The 18192-nt window shown below is 48.7% G+C and carries 23 protein-coding genes; 22 read left to right on the top strand and 1 reads right to left on the bottom strand.

Annotated elements, in window-relative coordinates:
• The first annotated feature begins 5 nt into the window (after nucleotides 1–5).
• The 19 genes from DFR47_RS20690 (at nucleotide 6) to DFR47_RS20775 (ending at nucleotide 15117) form a co-directional block, all read left to right on the top strand.
• Nucleotides 6–200, top strand: a complete 195-nt coding sequence (locus tag DFR47_RS20690; RefSeq protein ID WP_113946411.1) for a hypothetical protein — start codon at nucleotides 6–8, stop codon at nucleotides 198–200.
• Nucleotides 187–573 carry a head-tail adaptor protein gene (locus DFR47_RS20695; RefSeq protein WP_113946412.1) on the top strand — a complete coding sequence of 129 codons (387 nt, stop codon included), beginning with the start codon at nucleotides 187–189 and terminating at the stop codon, nucleotides 571–573. Before DFR47_RS20690 ends, DFR47_RS20695 begins: the two co-directional genes overlap by 14 nt.
• Nucleotides 574–576: 3 nt before the next feature.
• Nucleotides 577–1002, top strand: a complete 426-nt coding sequence (locus tag DFR47_RS20700) for an HK97-gp10 family putative phage morphogenesis protein (RefSeq protein ID WP_113946413.1) — start codon at nucleotides 577–579, stop codon at nucleotides 1000–1002.
• Nucleotides 999–1412 carry a DUF3168 domain-containing protein gene (locus tag DFR47_RS20705; protein ID WP_113946414.1) on the top strand — a complete coding sequence of 138 codons (414 nt, stop codon included), beginning with the start codon at nucleotides 999–1001 and terminating at the stop codon, nucleotides 1410–1412. Before DFR47_RS20700 ends, DFR47_RS20705 begins: the two co-directional genes overlap by 4 nt.
• Before the next feature lie 65 nt (nucleotides 1413–1477).
• Nucleotides 1478–1915, top strand: coding sequence for a phage tail tube protein (locus DFR47_RS20710; protein WP_113946415.1), 438 nt, complete (start codon nucleotides 1478–1480; stop codon nucleotides 1913–1915).
• A 9-nt stretch (nucleotides 1916–1924) separates the two neighbouring features.
• Nucleotides 1925–2404: a gene transfer agent family protein gene (locus tag DFR47_RS20715; RefSeq protein WP_113946416.1), complete on the top strand. Its 480-nt coding sequence runs from the start codon at nucleotides 1925–1927 to the stop codon at nucleotides 2402–2404.
• A 32-nt stretch (nucleotides 2405–2436) separates the two neighbouring features.
• On the top strand, nucleotides 2437–2607 hold the full coding sequence (locus tag DFR47_RS21930) for a hypothetical protein (RefSeq protein WP_170137593.1): 171 nt from the start codon (nucleotides 2437–2439) through the stop codon (nucleotides 2605–2607).
• Between the two features lie 47 nt (nucleotides 2608–2654).
• Nucleotides 2655–5732 carry a tape measure protein gene (locus tag DFR47_RS20720; protein ID WP_113946417.1) on the top strand — a complete coding sequence of 1026 codons (3078 nt, stop codon included), beginning with the start codon at nucleotides 2655–2657 and terminating at the stop codon, nucleotides 5730–5732.
• On the top strand, nucleotides 5733–6332 hold the full coding sequence (locus tag DFR47_RS20725; RefSeq protein WP_113946418.1) for a hypothetical protein: 600 nt from the start codon (nucleotides 5733–5735) through the stop codon (nucleotides 6330–6332).
• A 2-nt stretch (nucleotides 6333–6334) separates the two neighbouring features.
• Nucleotides 6335–7000, top strand: a complete 666-nt coding sequence (locus DFR47_RS20730; protein ID WP_113946419.1) for a hypothetical protein — start codon at nucleotides 6335–6337, stop codon at nucleotides 6998–7000.
• Nucleotides 7000–7428, top strand: coding sequence for a GNAT family N-acetyltransferase (locus DFR47_RS20735; protein WP_245416668.1), 429 nt, complete (start codon nucleotides 7000–7002; stop codon nucleotides 7426–7428). Before DFR47_RS20730 ends, DFR47_RS20735 begins: the two co-directional genes overlap by 1 nt.
• Nucleotides 7429–7449: 21 nt before the next feature.
• The gene (locus tag DFR47_RS20740; protein WP_113946420.1) at nucleotides 7450–10074 is read left to right on the top strand and encodes a phage tail protein; all 2625 of its coding nucleotides are present in this window, start codon (nucleotides 7450–7452) and stop codon (nucleotides 10072–10074) included.
• The gene (locus DFR47_RS20745) at nucleotides 10074–10556 is read left to right on the top strand and encodes a hypothetical protein (protein ID WP_113946421.1); all 483 of its coding nucleotides are present in this window, start codon (nucleotides 10074–10076) and stop codon (nucleotides 10554–10556) included. The genes DFR47_RS20740 and DFR47_RS20745 overlap by 1 nt, the downstream gene beginning before the upstream one ends.
• Before the next feature lies 1 nt (nucleotide 10557).
• Nucleotides 10558–10995 (top strand): hypothetical protein, encoded by a 438-nt coding sequence (locus tag DFR47_RS20750; RefSeq protein ID WP_113946422.1) that lies wholly within the window; start codon nucleotides 10558–10560, stop codon nucleotides 10993–10995.
• 68 nt (nucleotides 10996–11063) lie between these two features.
• Nucleotides 11064–11354 carry a hypothetical protein gene (locus DFR47_RS20755; protein ID WP_147245693.1) on the top strand — a complete coding sequence of 97 codons (291 nt, stop codon included), beginning with the start codon at nucleotides 11064–11066 and terminating at the stop codon, nucleotides 11352–11354.
• Nucleotides 11355–11411: 57 nt separating this feature from the next.
• Nucleotides 11412–11645, top strand: a complete 234-nt coding sequence (locus tag DFR47_RS20760) for a hypothetical protein (protein ID WP_113946424.1) — start codon at nucleotides 11412–11414, stop codon at nucleotides 11643–11645.
• Nucleotides 11629–13101 (top strand): hypothetical protein, encoded by a 1473-nt coding sequence (locus DFR47_RS20765; RefSeq protein WP_113946425.1) that lies wholly within the window; start codon nucleotides 11629–11631, stop codon nucleotides 13099–13101. The genes DFR47_RS20760 and DFR47_RS20765 overlap by 17 nt, the downstream gene beginning before the upstream one ends.
• Complete coding sequence (locus DFR47_RS20770; RefSeq protein WP_113946426.1) at nucleotides 13101–13520, top strand: hypothetical protein; 420 nt, start codon at nucleotides 13101–13103, stop codon at nucleotides 13518–13520. The genes DFR47_RS20765 and DFR47_RS20770 overlap by 1 nt, the downstream gene beginning before the upstream one ends.
• A gap of 82 nt (nucleotides 13521–13602) precedes the next feature.
• Nucleotides 13603–15117, top strand: a complete 1515-nt coding sequence (locus tag DFR47_RS20775; RefSeq protein ID WP_113946427.1) for a hypothetical protein — start codon at nucleotides 13603–13605, stop codon at nucleotides 15115–15117.
• Between the two features lie 389 nt (nucleotides 15118–15506).
• Here DFR47_RS20775 and DFR47_RS20780 read toward each other — a convergent pair whose 3' ends face one another.
• Entirely contained in the window at nucleotides 15507–16196 is a 690-nt protein-coding gene (locus tag DFR47_RS20780; protein WP_147245695.1) for a glycosyltransferase family 32 protein, read from the bottom strand.
• 341 nt (nucleotides 16197–16537) lie between these two features.
• On the opposite strand from DFR47_RS20780, the gene DFR47_RS20785 reads away from it, so the two are divergent.
• The 3 genes from DFR47_RS20785 (at nucleotide 16538) to DFR47_RS21935 (ending at nucleotide 17880) form a co-directional block, all read left to right on the top strand.
• Nucleotides 16538–17344, top strand: a complete 807-nt coding sequence (locus tag DFR47_RS20785) for a lysozyme family protein (RefSeq protein WP_113946429.1) — start codon at nucleotides 16538–16540, stop codon at nucleotides 17342–17344.
• Nucleotides 17344–17610, top strand: coding sequence for a hypothetical protein (locus DFR47_RS20790; protein ID WP_113946430.1), 267 nt, complete (start codon nucleotides 17344–17346; stop codon nucleotides 17608–17610). Before DFR47_RS20785 ends, DFR47_RS20790 begins: the two co-directional genes overlap by 1 nt.
• A 102-nt stretch (nucleotides 17611–17712) precedes the next feature.
• Entirely contained in the window at nucleotides 17713–17880 is a 168-nt protein-coding gene (locus tag DFR47_RS21935; protein WP_170137594.1) for a hypothetical protein, read from the top strand.
• Nucleotides 17881–18192 lie beyond the last annotated feature (312 nt).

Genomic DNA, 18192 nt, shown 5'->3' on the forward strand with positions numbered 1-18192 from the left:
CTGATATGGCTTGGGTTCGATTTACTCAGGACTTCGATTTCCGCGTTCGGCACGGTGTGACCAAGGCTTACAAAGCTGGAATGAAACTCAGCGTCACGACACGGTGTGCGCGGGAAGCAATTGAGCTTAAACGTGCAGAGCGTATTAAAACACCTTCAAAATCTGAGCTGGAAGCGATGGTGGGTCATGACAGTCAATAGTGCTGGTGACCTACGCTCTAAAGTTGCTTTTCAGCGCAAAAAAGAGATCGTGACCGATACACAGAAAAGCGACCGTTATGGCAATGCTCTTGGTGAGTGGAAAACGGTCTTTGAGTGTCGGGCGCGGCTTCAACCACGTCTCGGGAGTGAGGAGGTTGTGGCAGCACGTTTGCAAGGCAAGCAGCCTTACATTCTTACGGTTCGCTCCTCGAAGGCTTCACGCGAAGTCACACCGGCATGGCGTGCTTATGATGCCCGTGCTGGTATGAAAGCTGATGGCGTTACGCCTAAGCGTATTTTCGATATCAAATCTGTTTCTAATGTCGATGAGCGCGATCAGTTTCTTGATTTCCTCGTCGTGCAGGAGGGGTGATCCATGGCTATGAAAGTGAATGGCTTTCAAAATCTGATGCGCAAGATTGCTAAAGTGCCGGATGCAGTAAAGCCGCGTGCGCAGGCCGATTTGATGTTGGCCGGACGCGAAATCAATATGTTGCAACGATCTCTTGCACCGCAGGATGATGGTGTTTTGCGCGGTTCCATCCGTACAGAACCTTTGCCAGATGGTGAGGTTGGAGTGCAGATTCTTGCGGGTGGTGAGGCAACGACAGTCACAGTGCGTAAATCGAAAAAGGGGAATTCCCCTAAATATGATTATGCGCTGGGACAGGAATACGGCACCGAAAAAATGCAGGCTAATCCGTTCTTTTGGCCGGGCTATCGTGCGCGGAAAAAGCGGGCAATGCGGCGCGTTCGGGCGGGTGTTAAGCGCTCCCTCAAAAGTCTGGCTAGCAAATCATGACAGATCCAGCACTTGAATTGCAGGCGGCAATAGTTACTGCGCTTAAAGATCTGAATACAGCAGCCGGAAACGGCGTTTATGATATCCCGCCGGTTGATCAGAACGGGACTATCACGGCTTCATATCCTTATATCACTATCGGATCCGGCAGTTTGGTGCCGATAGATGAGGAGTGTTTTGACCGGTCAGAATACAGTCATCAGATAGATGTTTGGTCTGACAGTCAGGGATATGTTGAGGTTAAGACCATAGCCGGTCAGATCCGAATGCGCTTGCATGAGCAGGATCTGACAATCATTGGTCACACCGTGGATCGTATGCGCGTTGATAATATCGCTTTTTCGCGTGATGGCGGGGTCATTTCGCGGGCGCGGATCACTCTGATCACAGAGACACAGCCGATCCTCTGATTTCATTTTCACAATTTAACTTTTGCCACGCTCATTTCGGGCGCGATAACTCATGGAGATATGTCATGGCAACAACACGGAAACTGCTTATTCAGTTCGGTGATGGCGCTGCCGTGGAGGAGTTTAAGAACTCCTGTACGATCAACACCACGCAGGATTTTACCCTTGAGGCAACTACCACAGACGGCACTGAGCCGAACTGTGAAGATCCAAACGCACCAAACTGGGTTCTGCGTGCGGTTGATACCCTGTCTGCAGGCATCAACGGTGCCGGTACAATGGATCCTGTTTCCTATGGCGTATTGCGTACTCTGATGCTGGCCGGTCAGGATTTCAAGGTACGTGTGCTGCTGGATGGCCTGACATCCCAGCAGGGCGGCGGGTATTTTGAAGGGGCATATGTCATGACCAGCCTTGGCGTGAACAAGGAAGGTAAGGGCTATGTTACGGCTACGGTGGCTCTGCAGAGTACCGGCGAAGTCAAGTGGGTACCAGCAACTTAAAGGCTGATCATGACCAAGTATATTAAGAAGCCTTTTGCTGGTCAGGTGCGAGACTTCCGTCTTGATATCGGTGCTCTGCGGGAATTGCAGGGCACTTGTGATGCGGGTGTTTCCACTATTTTGGCTCGGCTCATGTCTCATCAGCCGCAGGCTAAAGATCGTAAACAGCCCCAGCCTGATCAATATGTGCAGGGCATTGCAGATCCGGATTTCATTGCGGATCTAAATCTCTATGGCATGTTCCGCAATATCGGTGGGGATTGGCGGGTTGATGATGTCCGTGAGACGATCCGGCTTGGGCTTATCGGCGGCGGTATGACACCATCGGATGCCTATTTGCTGGTTGCCACATATGTTGATGCCAGACCATTGGCAGAAAATATCAGTCTGGCTGCTGAGGTGCTGCTTCATGCAGTCATCGGCGATCCGGATGATTCGGTGGGAAAGCCGGAAGCCGAGACAGAGACGACAGCTCAAATGAGCGCATAATCTTCTCGGCATATTATGCTGCCGGTGCTGCAATGCATTTCAGCCCGCAGCAAATTGATGCAATGACCCTATGGGAATTTGCTGCCTGTGTTGACGGCTTTGTTAAAGCCAACGGTGGAACCGAAGAGACCGCACCTCCTTCATTGGAGGAGCATCATGCAATGCTGCAAAAAATGAACAACATCACCTCGCGGCAGATTTAAAAAGCTGCGGGGGATTGCAGCTTTTTCCTTCAAATTGAGATACTGACATGGCCGTTACTCTTGAGGAACTGCGTGCGACCCTTCGCATGGAGATGAAGCCGTTTATGCGTGATTTGCAGCAGATCAATGGGATCAGCGCTAAATCCGCACGTCTTATGGAAAGCACGTGGCTGCAGACCAGTAAGAAACTCGACGGCTTTGGCAAGAATATGGCTCGAAGCCTGATCACGCCTATGGCCGGTATCGGTGCGGCTCTCGGTACACGTGAGCTGGCGCAGCTGGCAGACACATGGTCGGATCTGTCCAGTCGCGTCAATATTGCTGCTGGTAGTCAGGCCAAGGGCGTGGAGGTTATGGGGCGTCTGGGCGAAATGGCTCGGATGACCTATTCCGGTCTTGAACAAACAACAGAAAGCTATCTGAGCAATTCCACGGCCATCAAAGACCTGGGCTACAGCACCGATCAGGCTCTGGATTATACTGAGGCGCTCAATAATGCGCTCGTGGTGTCCGGAGCCAAAGGTGACAAGGCTGCCCGTGTAATTGATGCTTTGTCGAAGGCCATGGCCTTGGGCAAGCTGCAGGGCGACAATCTGAATACTGTGATCTCCACTGGTGGCCGTGTTGCTGAGGCTCTGGCGGCAGGGCTTGGCACCTCGGTCAGTGGTCTGCGTAAACTTGGTGCTGAGAGCAAGATCACCGGTCGTGATATCGTCACGGCTCTGTCCAGCCAGATGGCAACGCTTCGTAAAGAAGCTGAGAGCATGCCAGCCACTATTAGTGATGGTTTCCAGCTGCTCAACAATGCCATGCTACAGTATGTTGGTAATGCAGACACTGCGACCGGTATTTCTGCCAAAGTTGCAGAGGCGCTGATTATCATCGCCGATAATTTCGATAAGGTTGCTGATACAGGCCTGCAGGTGGCCGCAGTTATTGCTGGTGCTCTCGTTGGCCGGTCACTTACCGGCATGATCGCGAAGCTTGCGCTGAGCACGGCAGAACTGAAAAAATTCATTAGCATGCTTTCTGCAGCTCGTACCCTTGGCGGTATGGCCACGGCAATGACTGGTCTGAGTGCTGCAGCCGGTCCACTTGGTTTAATTATCGGTGGAGCGGTTGTTGGCTCGCTGGTCAATTACGGAATAGCCTCCGCTGATGCTGCAGAAAAATCTAAGACCTTCCAGCGTGAACTTGAAAATATGGGTTTGCTGGCCAAACAGGCTGCAGAGGATGTTGATGCGGCAGCTGTATCAATTGAGGAACTGTCTGATGCCGACAAAAGACGCAAGTTAAAGGCTATCAGTGAAGAGCTGGATCGGTTGCGCAATGGTGGCGGCTTATTCGGCGGTCAAGGTGATGAGCTTGGATCTATTGCTGATCGTGCAATGAGAGCGTTGTGGAGTCTTCAAGGTCAGTTTTCACTATCAACTGAAGATAAAGATGGTCGTAAAGAAATTGCTAATATTGCTAATGAGTTCCGCGATACTTTCATACTCGCAGACGAAGCAAAACAGCGCTTGGAAGCGCTTAAAAACACGGACATTAGTCAGCCGGTTGTTGATCTAGCTAATGAGCTACTTCGCACTATTGATGTGATCGCTGCGGGTGAGGCTGCTGCAGTTAGCTTTGGGGAAATGCCCGGACTGGTGGAGGCTAAGCAGGAAGTTATAGAACTTCGTGATCAGCTTTCTACTTTGGCTGAGCAGGATCAAATTACTGCAGCCCAGCAAAAAGCACTCGAAGAGTTGGTTGATAAGTTAACCGCGACCGAAGATGGTGCGGATGATGCCCGAGTGGCATTGGCAAAGATTGGCCAAGACTTGCCAAATCTTGCCGGTTTTCTCTCCACCATGGATGCGGCAATCGCTAAGCTGGGCGTTGTCATCGCCAAATCTAAGGAAGCGAATGCAGCGCTTGCCAATGCGGGTATCAATTCCAAAACGGTTGATGCTTATAAACAATATCAGACCTCCCGCAATGAGGGAGAGGTCATCGTTGCCCAGCGTAAAGCCTATGAGCAAGACGCCATTCGCAAGTCAAAACTCGGCAAAGACCAGTATGCCCTCGAGGAGAAGATTGCGGCCGTAAAGGCCAAATCGCTCAAAGATGGTGTTGAGCTGACCGAAGATGCAATCCGGCGAATTGCACAAGCACAATTGGATGGTGAGAAATCCCGCACTGGTGAAGGCAAAAAACCAAAACGCGAAAAGCATAAAAAGACCGGTGAGGATTTCTTTGCTGCTGAAATCCAGCAGGTTAAGGATCGCACGGCAGCACTGGCCGAAGAGGCGCGGGTGACCGGCCTGACATATGTGGAGCAGGAAAAGCGCATGATGGCGCTGGATCTTGAGCAGTCAGTTTTGCAGCGCCTTCGTGAAGAGGCACGGCAAAAAGGTGTGACAGATCTGGATAGCATCAAGCTTTCACCTTCTCAGGTCAGTGCAATCAATGCTGTGTCTGAAGCTTATGCCAATCAGGCTGATGAATTGCGCAAGGTGCAAGAGGCTCAGAATAATGCCGAGAATGCTGCGCAGCAGTTTTCAGACAGCATGCGGTCTGGCTTCGTCGGTCTGGTAACCGGTGCAAATTCTTTCAAAGATGCTCTTAGTGGCCTTCTGAAAAAGTTGAGTGAGTTACTTCTGAATAGTGCATTTACCGCTTTTATGGGCGGCACTGGTGCTACGCAATCAGGTGGTTGGCTAACGGGCGTCATGAAAGCCATCGGTTTTGCTGAGGGTGGATACACCGGTGATGGTGGAAAGTATGAAGCCAAAGGTATCGTGCACGGCGGCGAATTTGTTTTTGATAAGCAGGCAACTGCCAAGGCAGGGGTAGGTAACCTTGAGGCTCTGCGCCGCAATCTCAAAGGCTATGCAAATGGCGGATATGTTGGGACACCGGCTATGCCTTCAATCCCGATGCCTCGTACACCTGATGTTAGCCAGATGAAAAGTAATGCCGGATCTGTCACGGCTCCGGTATCCATTCAAATCGATGCAAAGGGTGCTGACTCTGCCGGTTTGGCTAGAGTTGAACAGCAACTGGCTAAACTCAAAGCCGATATCCCTTCGCACGTCATTCAATCTGTACGCAAAGCTCAGAAATCTAATGTGAGGTTCTAAGTGGCTGTTACATATCCTTTAGATATTCTCACTGGCTTTCCGGGCTGGTCAACTGAGTTTGATCTGCTTCAACGGCAGGAACTTAGTCGTACTGCGGGTGGTACTACCATCGCCAAGGATATGGGTACACCACTCTGGAAAGCGGCTTTTCAGTCGCGCGTTCTCAGTCCTAATACATTGGATATGTGGCGGGCAAAGCTGAACAGTCTTGAGGGGAGTTTGCAGCGGTTTATGGGGCGACCTATGAGCCGTTGTTATCCTATTGCTCATCCGAACGGTCGTGGGCTTGGTGATGTTTCCGCAGTGACTGTTGCTAGGATCACTCTGAATAAAGTCGTTACCTTAAACGGCGCTCCTGCTGATTATAAATCCAGCATCGGCGACTATGTCCAGATTGGCCGACATCTCTATCAGATTGTCGGTCTGGATGGTGGTGTTGAGGTTCGACCGCATCTGGCACCTGGCACAGCTGTCGGCAACACTGTTGTATTGGTTCGGCCATCGGTGCCTATGATTATTGTTCCAGCCACGTTATCGACAACGGCAGATGCCGGTACCGGACGCGGTACTATCACTTTTCAGGCGATTGAAAGCAGATAATCATGCGTTACGTTTCAGCTGAGATCCAGCTTGCGCTTGAACAGCGCAGGCTGGTTGCGCGTGACTTTGTCTGGTTTGTGGCAAAGCGGCGCGATACCGGTGCCTCGGTCACTGAGGGCATTTGGTCTGACGTTTTCAATATAGAGGCCGAAGTCATCGAGCCTGATACCGGTATCACGCAGACACGCACGTTCTACGGCATGGATAGTCTGGTTGGTATTAGTGATATTCCGCTGATTGCTAATCTCTCAGTACAAAATGCGACTATTCAAGCCTCGCAGATCCACACGGAAATCGAGCGGATTGTCCGTGATTATGATTGCCAGCAGGCGCGGGTAGAAATCTATCGCGGGTTGTTTGATCAGGACACACGATTGATGGTGGCGCCTGCCGTTGCCCGTTTCGTCGGGTTCGTGGATACGATTGATGTCACCACGCCTTCTGAGAATGAGGAGGGATCGGTCACCTTCACCTGTGCCAGCCACACACAGGAAGTAACCCGCTCCAATGCAGAGACACGCAGTGCTGCCTATCAGAAAGTCCGTGATCTGAATGACGGTTTTTATGATGACAGTGCCACGGTCACTGAATGGGAAGTATGGTGGGGTTCGGTCAAAGGATCGGTACCAACGCAGAAGAAACGCAAAAAATTCTTAGGGATTTTCTGATGATCCGGCATGCAACTGCTTCTGACAAAATGGCCTGCCTGCGCTTGTTGCGTGAAAGCCATGAGGCGGCGGGTTTTACATTCCCATTTAGCGCAGCCCATGCCTCTGCTCTTTTTGATTATCACCATACCAGTCCGCAGACTTGTGTTTTGGTGATTGGTGACAAGCCGGACGGGTTGTTAATGGCAGGCTGGTTCGAGCATCCATTCGGTGCTGGCCGCTATGCCAAGGAAACAGTCTGGTATGTCGCCCCGCAAGCGCGTGGGCGGGGTGCTATCAAGATGCTTGATGCTTATGAGACATGGGCGCGTGAACAAAACTGCAGCGCGGTCGGCATGGCAGCACTCGCAACCAATGATGTTTCAGCGCTTTATCTGCGTCGCGGCTATCAGCTTGCAGAAACGCATTATCTCAAAGCGCTCCTGTAGAATTTAATCCACGAGGAAATTATGGCTCTTTTTACTGCTATCGCCAGCGCGGTAACGGCTGTTGGCGCGTGGGTTGGTAGTCTTGGGATTATCGGCAGTGCTTTGCTCAAAACGGCTGTTGGCATTGGCCTGAACCTGTTGGCGCAGTCGCTGGCCGGTAAACCGAAAGACCCGACATTCTCCATTAATACAACCATTCAGGGTGGGGGCGATGTTCCGCGCTCAATCCTGCTTGGTAAAACTGCGACCGCCGGTTCTCTCGTCTGGGTAAACACATGGGGGCAGGATGGGGATAGCAAGAACGCTTATCTGACACAGGTCATTGCGCTCTCGGACTTGCCGATAAAGGCGCTGACCGGAGTATGGGTCAATAGTGAGAAGGTTGATCTGAGTGGCAGCAATACCGGCTGGGGGCATTCTGTTGCGCAGTACCGTAAAGACGGGCGCGATAATCTCTGGATCAAATTCTATGATGGTACACAGACGGCAGCTGATACATTCCTGACCGGTACTTGTTCCAATCATCAACGGCAATGGTCAAGCAACCGTGTTGGCCGTGGTGTTGCCTATGTGATTATCACCGCACTGGTTGCGAAGAATATGTTCTCCGGTATTCCCTCGTTTAAGTTCGAGGTCGATGGCGCAAGGCTTTACGATATCACCAAGGATAGCAGTGCTGGTGGTAATGGTTCTCAGCGTTGGTCAGATCCGGCGACGTGGGGCGGAGATGGTGATCATCTGCCTGCCGTACAGGCCTACAATATTTTGCGCGAAATCCGGTACGGCAGTAAATGGCTCTACGGATTGCAGGGTGTAACCGGATCGCGTCTGCCTGCTGCAAGTTGGATTAAGCAGATCAATAAATGCCGTCAGCAAGTGCAGGGTGCATATGGCTTTGAGGCAATGTATCGCTCTGGTGGGGAACTGCCGGTTGATGCACCGATTGCGACTGCGCTTGAGGCTATTCTCACCGCTTGTCAGGGGCGTATCAGCGAGGTTGGTGGCACTTATGCAATCCATATCGGTGCACCGGATGTACCGGTGATAGATTTTACCGATGATGATATTCTCTCAACAGAAGAGCAGACCTTCACGCCGTTTTTCGGGCTGGCTGATAGTATTAATGGCATCAGCGCGACACACCCATCTCCAATTAATGGTTGGGTGACAATCACAGCACCACCGCTCTATCGTACTGATCTGGAGGCCAGACACGGCAATCGCCGCTTAATGTCTGATGTGCCTTTGGACTTTGTGCCCTATCCGGAGCAGGTGCAGCGATTGATGAAATCCGCTTTGCTGGAGGCGCAGCGGGCACGTCGTCACACACTGGTTCTGCCACCACGCTTTTGGGCTTTCTGCACTCCGGGCGAATATGTTGTCTGGTCGTCTGTGCGCAATGGCTATCAGGCCAAGATGTTCCGCATTGACGGGGTGTCTGACAAGGGCAATCTGGATGTGCTGGTGGATATCACCGAAGTTGATCCATCGGATTATGCTTGGGACAGCAGCTCCGAATTCCGGCCACCGGTTGATGGTGCGGTTGGTATCATCCGTCCTGAGCCGATGCCGATCATCAGCTTTGGCGCATTGCCTGCGGTTGCGCAGGATAGCAATGGCAACAACCGGCGCTGTGGTATCAGGTTGTTTTGGGATGGTGCGGTCAATGCCGTGGATTATGTTCAGTATGAAGTTCGCAAAACCGAAACGCTGGAAACGATCTATATTGGCCGTACCGAAGAGGTGCCACGTGCTTCGCTGATCATTGCTCCTGGAATGTTGTTGCTGCCCAATCAGTCCTATCAGGTGCGGGCACGATACGGCACCTATGATGGCAATACGGAATTCATTTGGGCTGATTGGATTGAGGTTATTACCGATGATATCCGTCTCGGTCCGTTGGATATCTATGCGATCAATATCGAGCAGCTCAACAAGGATGTCAGCGATGTGCTGGCAGGACTTGGTGAGACCAGTCGGTATGTGCAGGAAGAGCTTGACCGCATTGGTGCAATGGCTGCTGAGCAGGAGGCGGGGAATTACTTTGCAGTCCAGCAATTGCGGCGTGAGGCCAGTGTTACCTCTCAGAGACTGACGGCCAGTTATACAGAATTGGTGGCCGTGTCAGTCGGACCTGGCAGCGCAATAGCAACTCGAATTGAGACGCTGGAGGCTAAGGTTGATGAGGATGTGGCAAAGGCAGTCAGTCTGCTCACCGCTGAAATTAAGGAAGTTGGTGAAACGGTTGAAGCGCAAGCACAATCCATCACACAGCTGAGCGTCAATGTTGGCAATTTCTCCGCTGATGGTCTTATCCGGATTACCAGTGAGGCAACCAGTGGCAGCGCATTGAACCGCATAGCCTTCAGCAGCTTTGTCGAAGCTATGGGGGAAACTGCGCAGGCTGCCATGTGGCTTGAAGCCTTTACCGGCACAGATAGTCAACTGCTCAGTCGGATCGTCATGAATGCAGATCAGTGGATCGTCACCAATGGGGTGAACAGTGCCGTGCCGATGACCTTCATTGACGGCAGGCTGACTTTGCAGGTTGCCAGTATCGGTGAGATTGAATCCGGTATGTTGCGCTCTCCGGACGGGAAATTCGTGATCAATCTGGCCGAAGGCTATTTAAGGATATCCCGATAATGGATGCAGAAATCTTTATGGATGAAGCCAAACTTGTGGTGGCCAAAGAGGGGTTTGATGCGTCAAATCCCTCGCTGCCGGAGGGCGATAAGCTATTCGACAGCGATTGGCTGTTTGCCGGTACCATTGTTCAGGCTGGTCTACATGTCGATAATGCGGACTATCGGTTAGATAAGAAGCCATACCCACGTATCTCATGGAATGAACCAACGAATTGGTCAAATGTGCAGGTGATCAATTTTACACCGCTGCCTTATGTGCCGACAGTACTGCTGATACCACTCTCGGACAGTCGTTACTGGCACGATCAAGGTATGGTTTTGTTTGGTGCGGATAAACGTAACCGCAATTTCGGTGACGAATATTATCGTACAGGCGAGATTACCGTGAGCAATAGCCAGATCAGGATACCGCGCTGCTATTCCAAAGCCGGTAAATGGCATTTCCGCGAAGATTTTATGTTTTTGATTATGGCGATGTGACATGGCGGGTAAAATCGTAATTGGTAATCACGAAGGTGAGCAGGGCATCTTCGTTGCTCATGCTGGCAAAACCGTAGAGCAGGGTGCGCCATATCTCATGTCCTCGGTTGCAGATATGCTCAAGATTTGGGCGCAAGGATCAATAGCGTCATCTGCAAGCAGACAATCACTTGGCCTGTGGCGGCATGATATTACCGTCAATTTTCCGGAACTGCCCTATATTCCCTTGGCCTTTATGGGTTTCAAGACCTCAGGTAGTGAACCGTTTCAGTTCCCGCCTGATCTGTACACTCTAGTGACATCTAGTTCCACAACGGGCGATCTGATGCCTGCTGTTGGCATTGCTCATAATAAGCTTGTCTTTGCCGGATGGACAGAACAGCAGTACTGTTTCTTTAATTACACGGTATTCCTGCTCAAAATCAGGGATAAGTTCTGATGCAGGGCTGTGTTTTGATCCAGAAAGGACCGGACTTTAAGTTCCGTGTCTCGAAGCCCGGAAAGTCGGTGGATAGCACTGATCTGAATGATTTTATCATTCATGAAAAGCTCGGCACTGCAGCGCCTTATATTACAGGATCAGCACAAGTTCCGGCATGGTCGAATGTGCTTATTCCTTTTGGGCGTACCTATGCTCAACCGGCACTCATCCTGCTCAAGCCCGGCAATGTGGTTGCCTATCAAACACAGTTTGAGGCTCGTATTCAAAGCAATATGTCCTCGATGCGGATCTACAATCACACAGGCACATCCCGTTATGTGACCTATTACGTCTATTGGAATTCCATAGGCGGCTGAATTCTCAAATATTTCATTCAATGTTTTGAAATCCACCTTGTGTGGAGAGGAGAACGCATGTCTGCAGATCAGACAATCCCTCAAATCCATCCTTTGGCCGAACAGCAAGAAACTGCATTTTTTGCTGGCGTTTTACGTCAACGCAATCTGTTGCTTGCCTCAGAAAACGTGGCCTTAAAGCAGCGTATTGCCAATTTTGAAGAAACTGAAAAGACATTGCAGGCACAGATTGAGCACCTGCAGGAGCAGCTTGCGGAAGCAGCGGAGGTTCATCATGGCAATCCGACCTGATTGGGAAGTCGGCACGATTACACTGATTGCCGGTAGTACCGATTTTACAACGACCAATAGTGCATTGCAGACGGCTGCTATCTCCGCAGGTGATGAAATTATCACGCCTACAGGCTTGGTTCTGATCATCGCTGAAATCACAGGGCAGAATGCCGGTCAGCTAATGCTACCATGTCCTGCCGGTGCCGCAGGCGCTAATCAGCCATTGCGCATCCGCTATCAGCCGGATGGAAGCCGTGTGCAAGGCGCAATGCGTATGGTCAGGGAATTGCTGGTCACCGGCAACCTTGATGCCTTTGCGACACTAGCAGGGCGGCCGAATGCTGTCCCTGTATTCACCGGCTTTGGCGCATTGTCGCTTATGGATACAGATATGCTCGGCGGTGGCTCTGCCGGTGGATGGGATGCCACTGTGTTTGATAGTGCAGGGCTGGATGCTTATGCAGATCGTCCTGCAGGCTATCGCGTGATGGTGATTGATGCAGGTGAACTTCGCTCTGCAGTATTCCAAAAATTGAGTGAGGCTGCCAGTGATTGGTCACAACCGATCTACTTTACCGGCAAGGACGGCAGACCTGGTGAACAGGGGGAGGCCGGTAATGATTTTGAGCCGGATGCAATCGGGCTGCTTTCTGATCGCTCATTATACAATAATCAACCTGCTGGCTTTGCATTTTTGGCCACGGATGCTGCGGCTCTCTACTTCCGACAGGGAGCTGTTGGCGATTGGTCTGTGCCAATTCCGTTTGGGGCAGGAAAGCCGGGTGCTAATGGTTTGTCTGCTTATCAGATTGCGGTGCAGGAAGGTTTTACAGGGACACAAGCAGAATGGATTGCAAGTCTGCACGGGTCTGATGCCAGTGTTACTACTGCCAATGTTGGGGCGGCGGTAGCTGCTGCAGCAGGTGAACAATCAATATCTGATGCCGATAGTCTGGCTGGTGTCAAAAGCGGCACATCCAGCATGCGCCGATGGACATGGGGCATTGTTAAGGCGTGGATAAAAGGCTGGATCACGAAAGCTGATGTAGATCTCGACAACGTCGCCAACAAGTCCGAAGCACAGATGGTTGCGAGTGGAGCTATTGCTAATAAGTTCGCGTCTCAGCAGCAGTTAATTGAGAGCAAATTACCCGCAGACGGCGTGGCGGAAGACAGTGCAAAACTGGAAGGTAAGACAACTGCACAATTACCACTTCTTGGTGTAGGGCAGAGTTGGCTAGAGCCAACTAGAGCAATGGGGATAGTTTATCAGAATACAACAGGAAAGCCTATAATGATTGGAGTAAGGCTGACCTCAGCGACAGCAACGTTAGAAGTATCAAGTAACAATTATTCATGGATAATAGTTGGCTATGGTAGTCAAACCTCTTATCTTTCAGTTTATGCCGTTGTGCCGAATAACCATTATTATCGAGCAACTGGTGGGGGTACCTCGTGGGTGGAGTTACGTTAATGGATAAAGGTTTTTACCATCCTGTTCGTGGTTACTGGCAGACTGTAGGAGGCAGTCTTTCGTTAGCTGATTGCCCAGAAGGCACTATCGAAGTTCCGTTAAAGCCGAGCATCAATCATGTATTGCAAAATGGTGAGTGGGTTTATGTTTCGCCACCGCAACCAACGGCCGAGGAACTGCGGGCGCAAATGCCGGATAAAACCCCACGTGAGTTTCGTGATATTCTTACAGATATGGGAGTTTTCCCGCATATGGTGGCTACGAAAATCAATGAAATCCCATTCGATATTGAGCGTCAAAGGGCACTCAATGCGTGGGAAGTTTCTACCTATATCAGTCGTACCGACCCGTATGTCGATATGATCGGCGCTATGTTTGATAAATCGCCTGCTGAAATTGATGCGGCATGGGTAGCTTAGGATTAGATTGAAGCTTGTTTGTAAAACATCTAAAGAACTTTATAGATTTGTGATGATTCATCTGTGTTGGTGAGGCTTAATTTTGAAATTCAAGATAGTATCTAAACTAGCTAGATCAATAAGAAAAAGATTTTTAATTGTTAAAAAGTACATGCTTAATGTTGCCTTTTTAGGGGATTTTTTATTAGATTTATCCTGTAAGGCTGATAGAGCAAAAGCTATTAAGTGGCTGCATAAGGTAGGTAATAAGCCACTTGAAGGTGTGGATAGCGTCCCTATTTTTCGTGATGTAAATTTATCGATTTGTGATCGTCTGCCGAAAGCTAACTGGCGAGTTATCATCCAAAGTAACGGTGAAGTGCATTTACAATATGGCGCGGGCGTTGAGCGCCAAGAAAATGCAATCTTTGAAGGTGTTTGGTATGGTGAGTATTCAAAATTTGATTTTGACAATTCATCATATGTTTATGGTAGTGGGGTTAAAATTGTTGATGATGAGATAATTTTTGTTCCTCCAAGTCATTCTTTGGATTGCATTTGTATGCTCTTCGACAAGCAAGACAAATCTATGGTGTTTTCTAATTCAATAATATCATGTCTTGCTCTTGTTTCACTGAATGAAATGGCTGATTTATCAGCGAAAATCTCTGATATTTCTCATGTTGAAAATGATAGAATAACATCTGGAGGGGTGTTTAATTACAATCCTAAGCTCTATGAGGATGAGCGGTATATTTTTTATAATCTAATGTACCATAATTTTTCTTTTAAGAGTGGTTTGTCAGCCTCAATATTGCCAAGAATAAAAATGGAAAAATTTGGTACATATGAAGAATACATTGATTTTCTAGACGATGTAATTGCTTCTCTTATTCGTAACGGAAGTTCAAACTTTCGTGAAAGGAAGCTCAAACCAATGAGCTCTATCAGCAGTGGATATGACAGCCCTGCTGTATCAGTCTTGTGTGCAAAAGCTGGAGTTGAGCAGTTTGCAACAATTAATGTTACAGTTGGGGGGCAGTCGGATAGTGGTAAGTCTATTGCAGAAAAGCTAGGGCTGAGTTGTACAGAGTGCCAACATCCTTTGGGTGAAGATATTAAAGATTTAACTACTGCGTTGGATGAAGAATATATTGAAATGCTTCATATATTTCTGGCGACACAAGGCATTGGTGACAATGTCGCATTAATGGCATTTGACGAGGTTATTGGAGATAGTTTGTTTTTCAGCGGTACTTATGGTGATGTGTTTTGGGCTAGAAATGAATGGCGTGAGGCTGGGTTCCCATTAACCAAGTCTTATGAAAAAAGCATTGGTGAGTATCGTCTGGATAAGGGCTTTGCATTTATCCCCGTACCTGCAATTGGCATGCAGTTTCCAAAAAGTGTATTTCGTTTGTCTGATAGCTGTGAAATGAAACCTTGGATGGTTGGTGGGACCTATGATCGACCAATACCAAGACGTATCATTGAGGATGCTGGCGTACCACGTGGTACTTTTGCTATTGAAAAAAATGCCACAAATCCGCATCCATTGAATGTACTTGAATATAAACAGTTGAGTTATTTTATGAGATTGAAACGCTACTTATCTTAATTATGAGGAGTTTTCACTGTTCTATAAATAGTTTTATGGTATGTAAGCCCTCGCAAATAAACATCTTTTCTATGCCTCTGCTGTGGCCTTTAATAAGATGTTTTTGCAGGAGTATCTAGCATGGGTAAAGCCGAGTTAGTGGACACGGCGTTCGTACCAGTATTCAGTCATAAACCAAACTATGGATAGTTTAGGTTTTAACTAGTCACAATCATTCCGATAATGGCAGCTGTGTTCGGCAGTCTTTAGTTATGCGTGATAATAAGCAGGCAGGGAGAAATATCTTCGCTCAATGAAAACGTTACCCGTTTATTGTTATGAATTATAATAATTTGATGGGCTATGTGACCTAAGGTTTATTTTACTTAAGTCACACAGTATCGTTTCGTTTATTCTTGATTTAATAAGTTAAGATCATGGTCGTCATATGTTGTATTCTGCGCTTTCTCAATTGCCTTCCAAAAAGCGCGTTTTCTTTTTTTAGATCTGCGTTTTTCAAGGAAATCTTGAATTCTATTGCCTGTTTTTTTTGAATACAGATTAGAGCCTGTAGCAAAAAATTGTTCAGCATAAATTTTACCGGTGCCTGTATAACTGATGCCGGTACTATGATTAGGATTAAATGTGTAAGAGGGTAGTGTTATGGTGTCATCCGGATATTCAAGAGCAGTTTTTCCGACCAAGTAATTGCCAGTTGAGATATAGGCGTGCCCCAATCTGGATGGCGTTTGTGAGTGAATTTTCTCAATAATTGCGCCAACAGCTGTATTGTTTGGTGGAGATGCCAAAAAAGGCATCCTTAGGTTCCCTCTGATAAATTCATTTTCAAATACAGTGTATGCTTTATTTTCTACAAAAAGATCGTCGACTGCGTTTAGGCAAATTGAATCTGCAGGTGCAATAAAACCGCCTTCTTCCAAAAGTATTTCGTAGCGCAACATATCGGCAACACCAGAGTACGCACCTCGCCTCATGTATTCTTCAATGTGCTCTTGCAATCTCCAACGGCGACTATTCAAGTAAGCATTGTCAAATATTTTGTATTCCCAGTCCGGATGCTTTTCAGTCCACGTCTTCATCCATTGTTCTGGTGGTAAGTATGGGCCAATCCATATATGGCCAAGCATTTTAGGAATCAACGTGCACCGTCCGTAACTATAATCAAACTCTCAAAATCATTTACTATATTTCATGTAAGAGTTTTTATTGATTATCGCTACATAAAGCCGCAATGTGGATAAATAGTTGGTACGTAGGTAGGTGGTTACTTGACGGAAATACGCCTAAATCGCTGCTTACATTCATGCAGCAGGACTGGCCTGATCTGAGGCTTTTTCTCTTCTCCGCCGCTGAGGCGGTTTTTGTTGCCGTTAGTTGATTGGATATAATCGACACGGCTTTTTTCATAGGAAAATCACAAATGGATAAAACCGTGCCAACCGGCGCGGCGATCCTGCTTGACTTCATTCGTAAGACTGAGGTTGGGCGGGTTGATCGCGCGTCTTATGATGTCATCTATGGTCACAACCAGAACAAGCTGTCAAAGCCGATCACGTCTATGACGATTGGTGAATTGGTGGATGCGCAGGCCGATTTTACGCGGCGGTTTAAATCCTCTGCCTCTGGTGGATATCAGTTTATGCGCAAAACCTTGCAAGATTTGGCGCGGGAGCTGCGTTTGTCCGGCAAGCAGATGTTTAATCCCGATCTGCAAGATCGCCTCGGTTATCACCTGCTTAAGCGCCGTGGCTATGAAGAGTTCATGGCTGGCAAAATCACCATGCCAGAGTTTGGCAAACGGTTGGCAATGGAATGGGCTTCGTTTCCGGTGCTGGCAGCAACTAAGGGGCAGCATCAGCAGCTCAAGCGCGGCCAGTCTTATTATGCCGGTGATTCGCTCAATAAAGCATTGGTCACGCCGGAGGCCATTGAAGCGGTTTTGCGCAAGGCCAAAGCTGCTGGAAACGGCTTACAGGTGCCGGTTACTGAAAAGCCGGAAGTGGAAAGCCTGCCACCTGAACCTGAAAAGCCTAAGCCGGTCTGGAAATCAAAGCGGGCATGGTTTTGGAGTTATATCGGCACCATGTCGCCTGCAGCACTCATGGGTGCATTTGATTGGCGGGTGCAGATGGTTATTGTTCTCAGCATCATCGGGATCTCAATCTATTCCATCCTCACCATGAAGCAGGTGAAAGACAAAATCACCGAACTTGTTGAGGCGCTCTGATGTTGGGGCGGCTTAAAATCATTGCTGCCTTGGTGCTGGTGGGCGTTCTGGTGCTCGCCAGTGCTATTCAGTTTGGTAAGTTCAAACAGCGACAAGAGAGCGCAATTCAGCAATTACAGGGTGATATCCGTGCTGAACGGGAGAGGGTGAAAGACGATGCGAAAACACGCAATCTTTCGGACTATGATTTTTGCATTCAGTCTCTTCGCCGTCGCGGGGTGCAATCCGCAGACTGTGAGCAGCTGCGCGGGTTGGCGCAAGAATGATCTTTCAGCGGTTGGGCTGGTGGCACTGACAAAAGTTGACCGGCAAGCTGCTGAGCGTGTGGAAGGTAATGACCAAAATGGAAAACGGCAGGGGTGCTGGTAATGAAGGATCAGGTTGTTGAACGGGCAACAACGGCAATAGCGACTGGGGCGCTGGCAAATCCGCTATGGCTTCCACATCTTGAGAAAGTGCTTTCGTTGGGGTTGTCCAGTTTGGGTATTGTGTGGTTGCTGGTGCAGATCGCGCATAAACTAAAGCATTGGAAATAATTGAAACCGTGTTGGTCTTGATTGATCAGCACGGTTTTTTGGTTAGCCTCTCGACATGAAGCATTGCGAGAATATCGCTTTGGCTAACTTTGCTTTTGAGTAATGAAATCAATGCGTAAGTCTCTCCCTCCGGAACCACCATTTCCCTAGAAAGATCATATAGTTTGATTGTATGATTATTATTGGGTTTGGTGGTGCGTTTGTGCGTTACATTTTGTGATACAAATTGGGATACGTAGTGTCGAAAAATATGCATTTTATTTAATAATATCAATGGTTGTGTTTAGGTGCGGCTGCTCTCTATCCGCACCA

The organism is Pseudochrobactrum asaccharolyticum (assembly GCF_003314995.1).
In the GTDB taxonomy this organism is placed as follows: domain Bacteria; phylum Pseudomonadota; class Alphaproteobacteria; order Rhizobiales; family Rhizobiaceae; genus Pseudochrobactrum; species Pseudochrobactrum asaccharolyticum.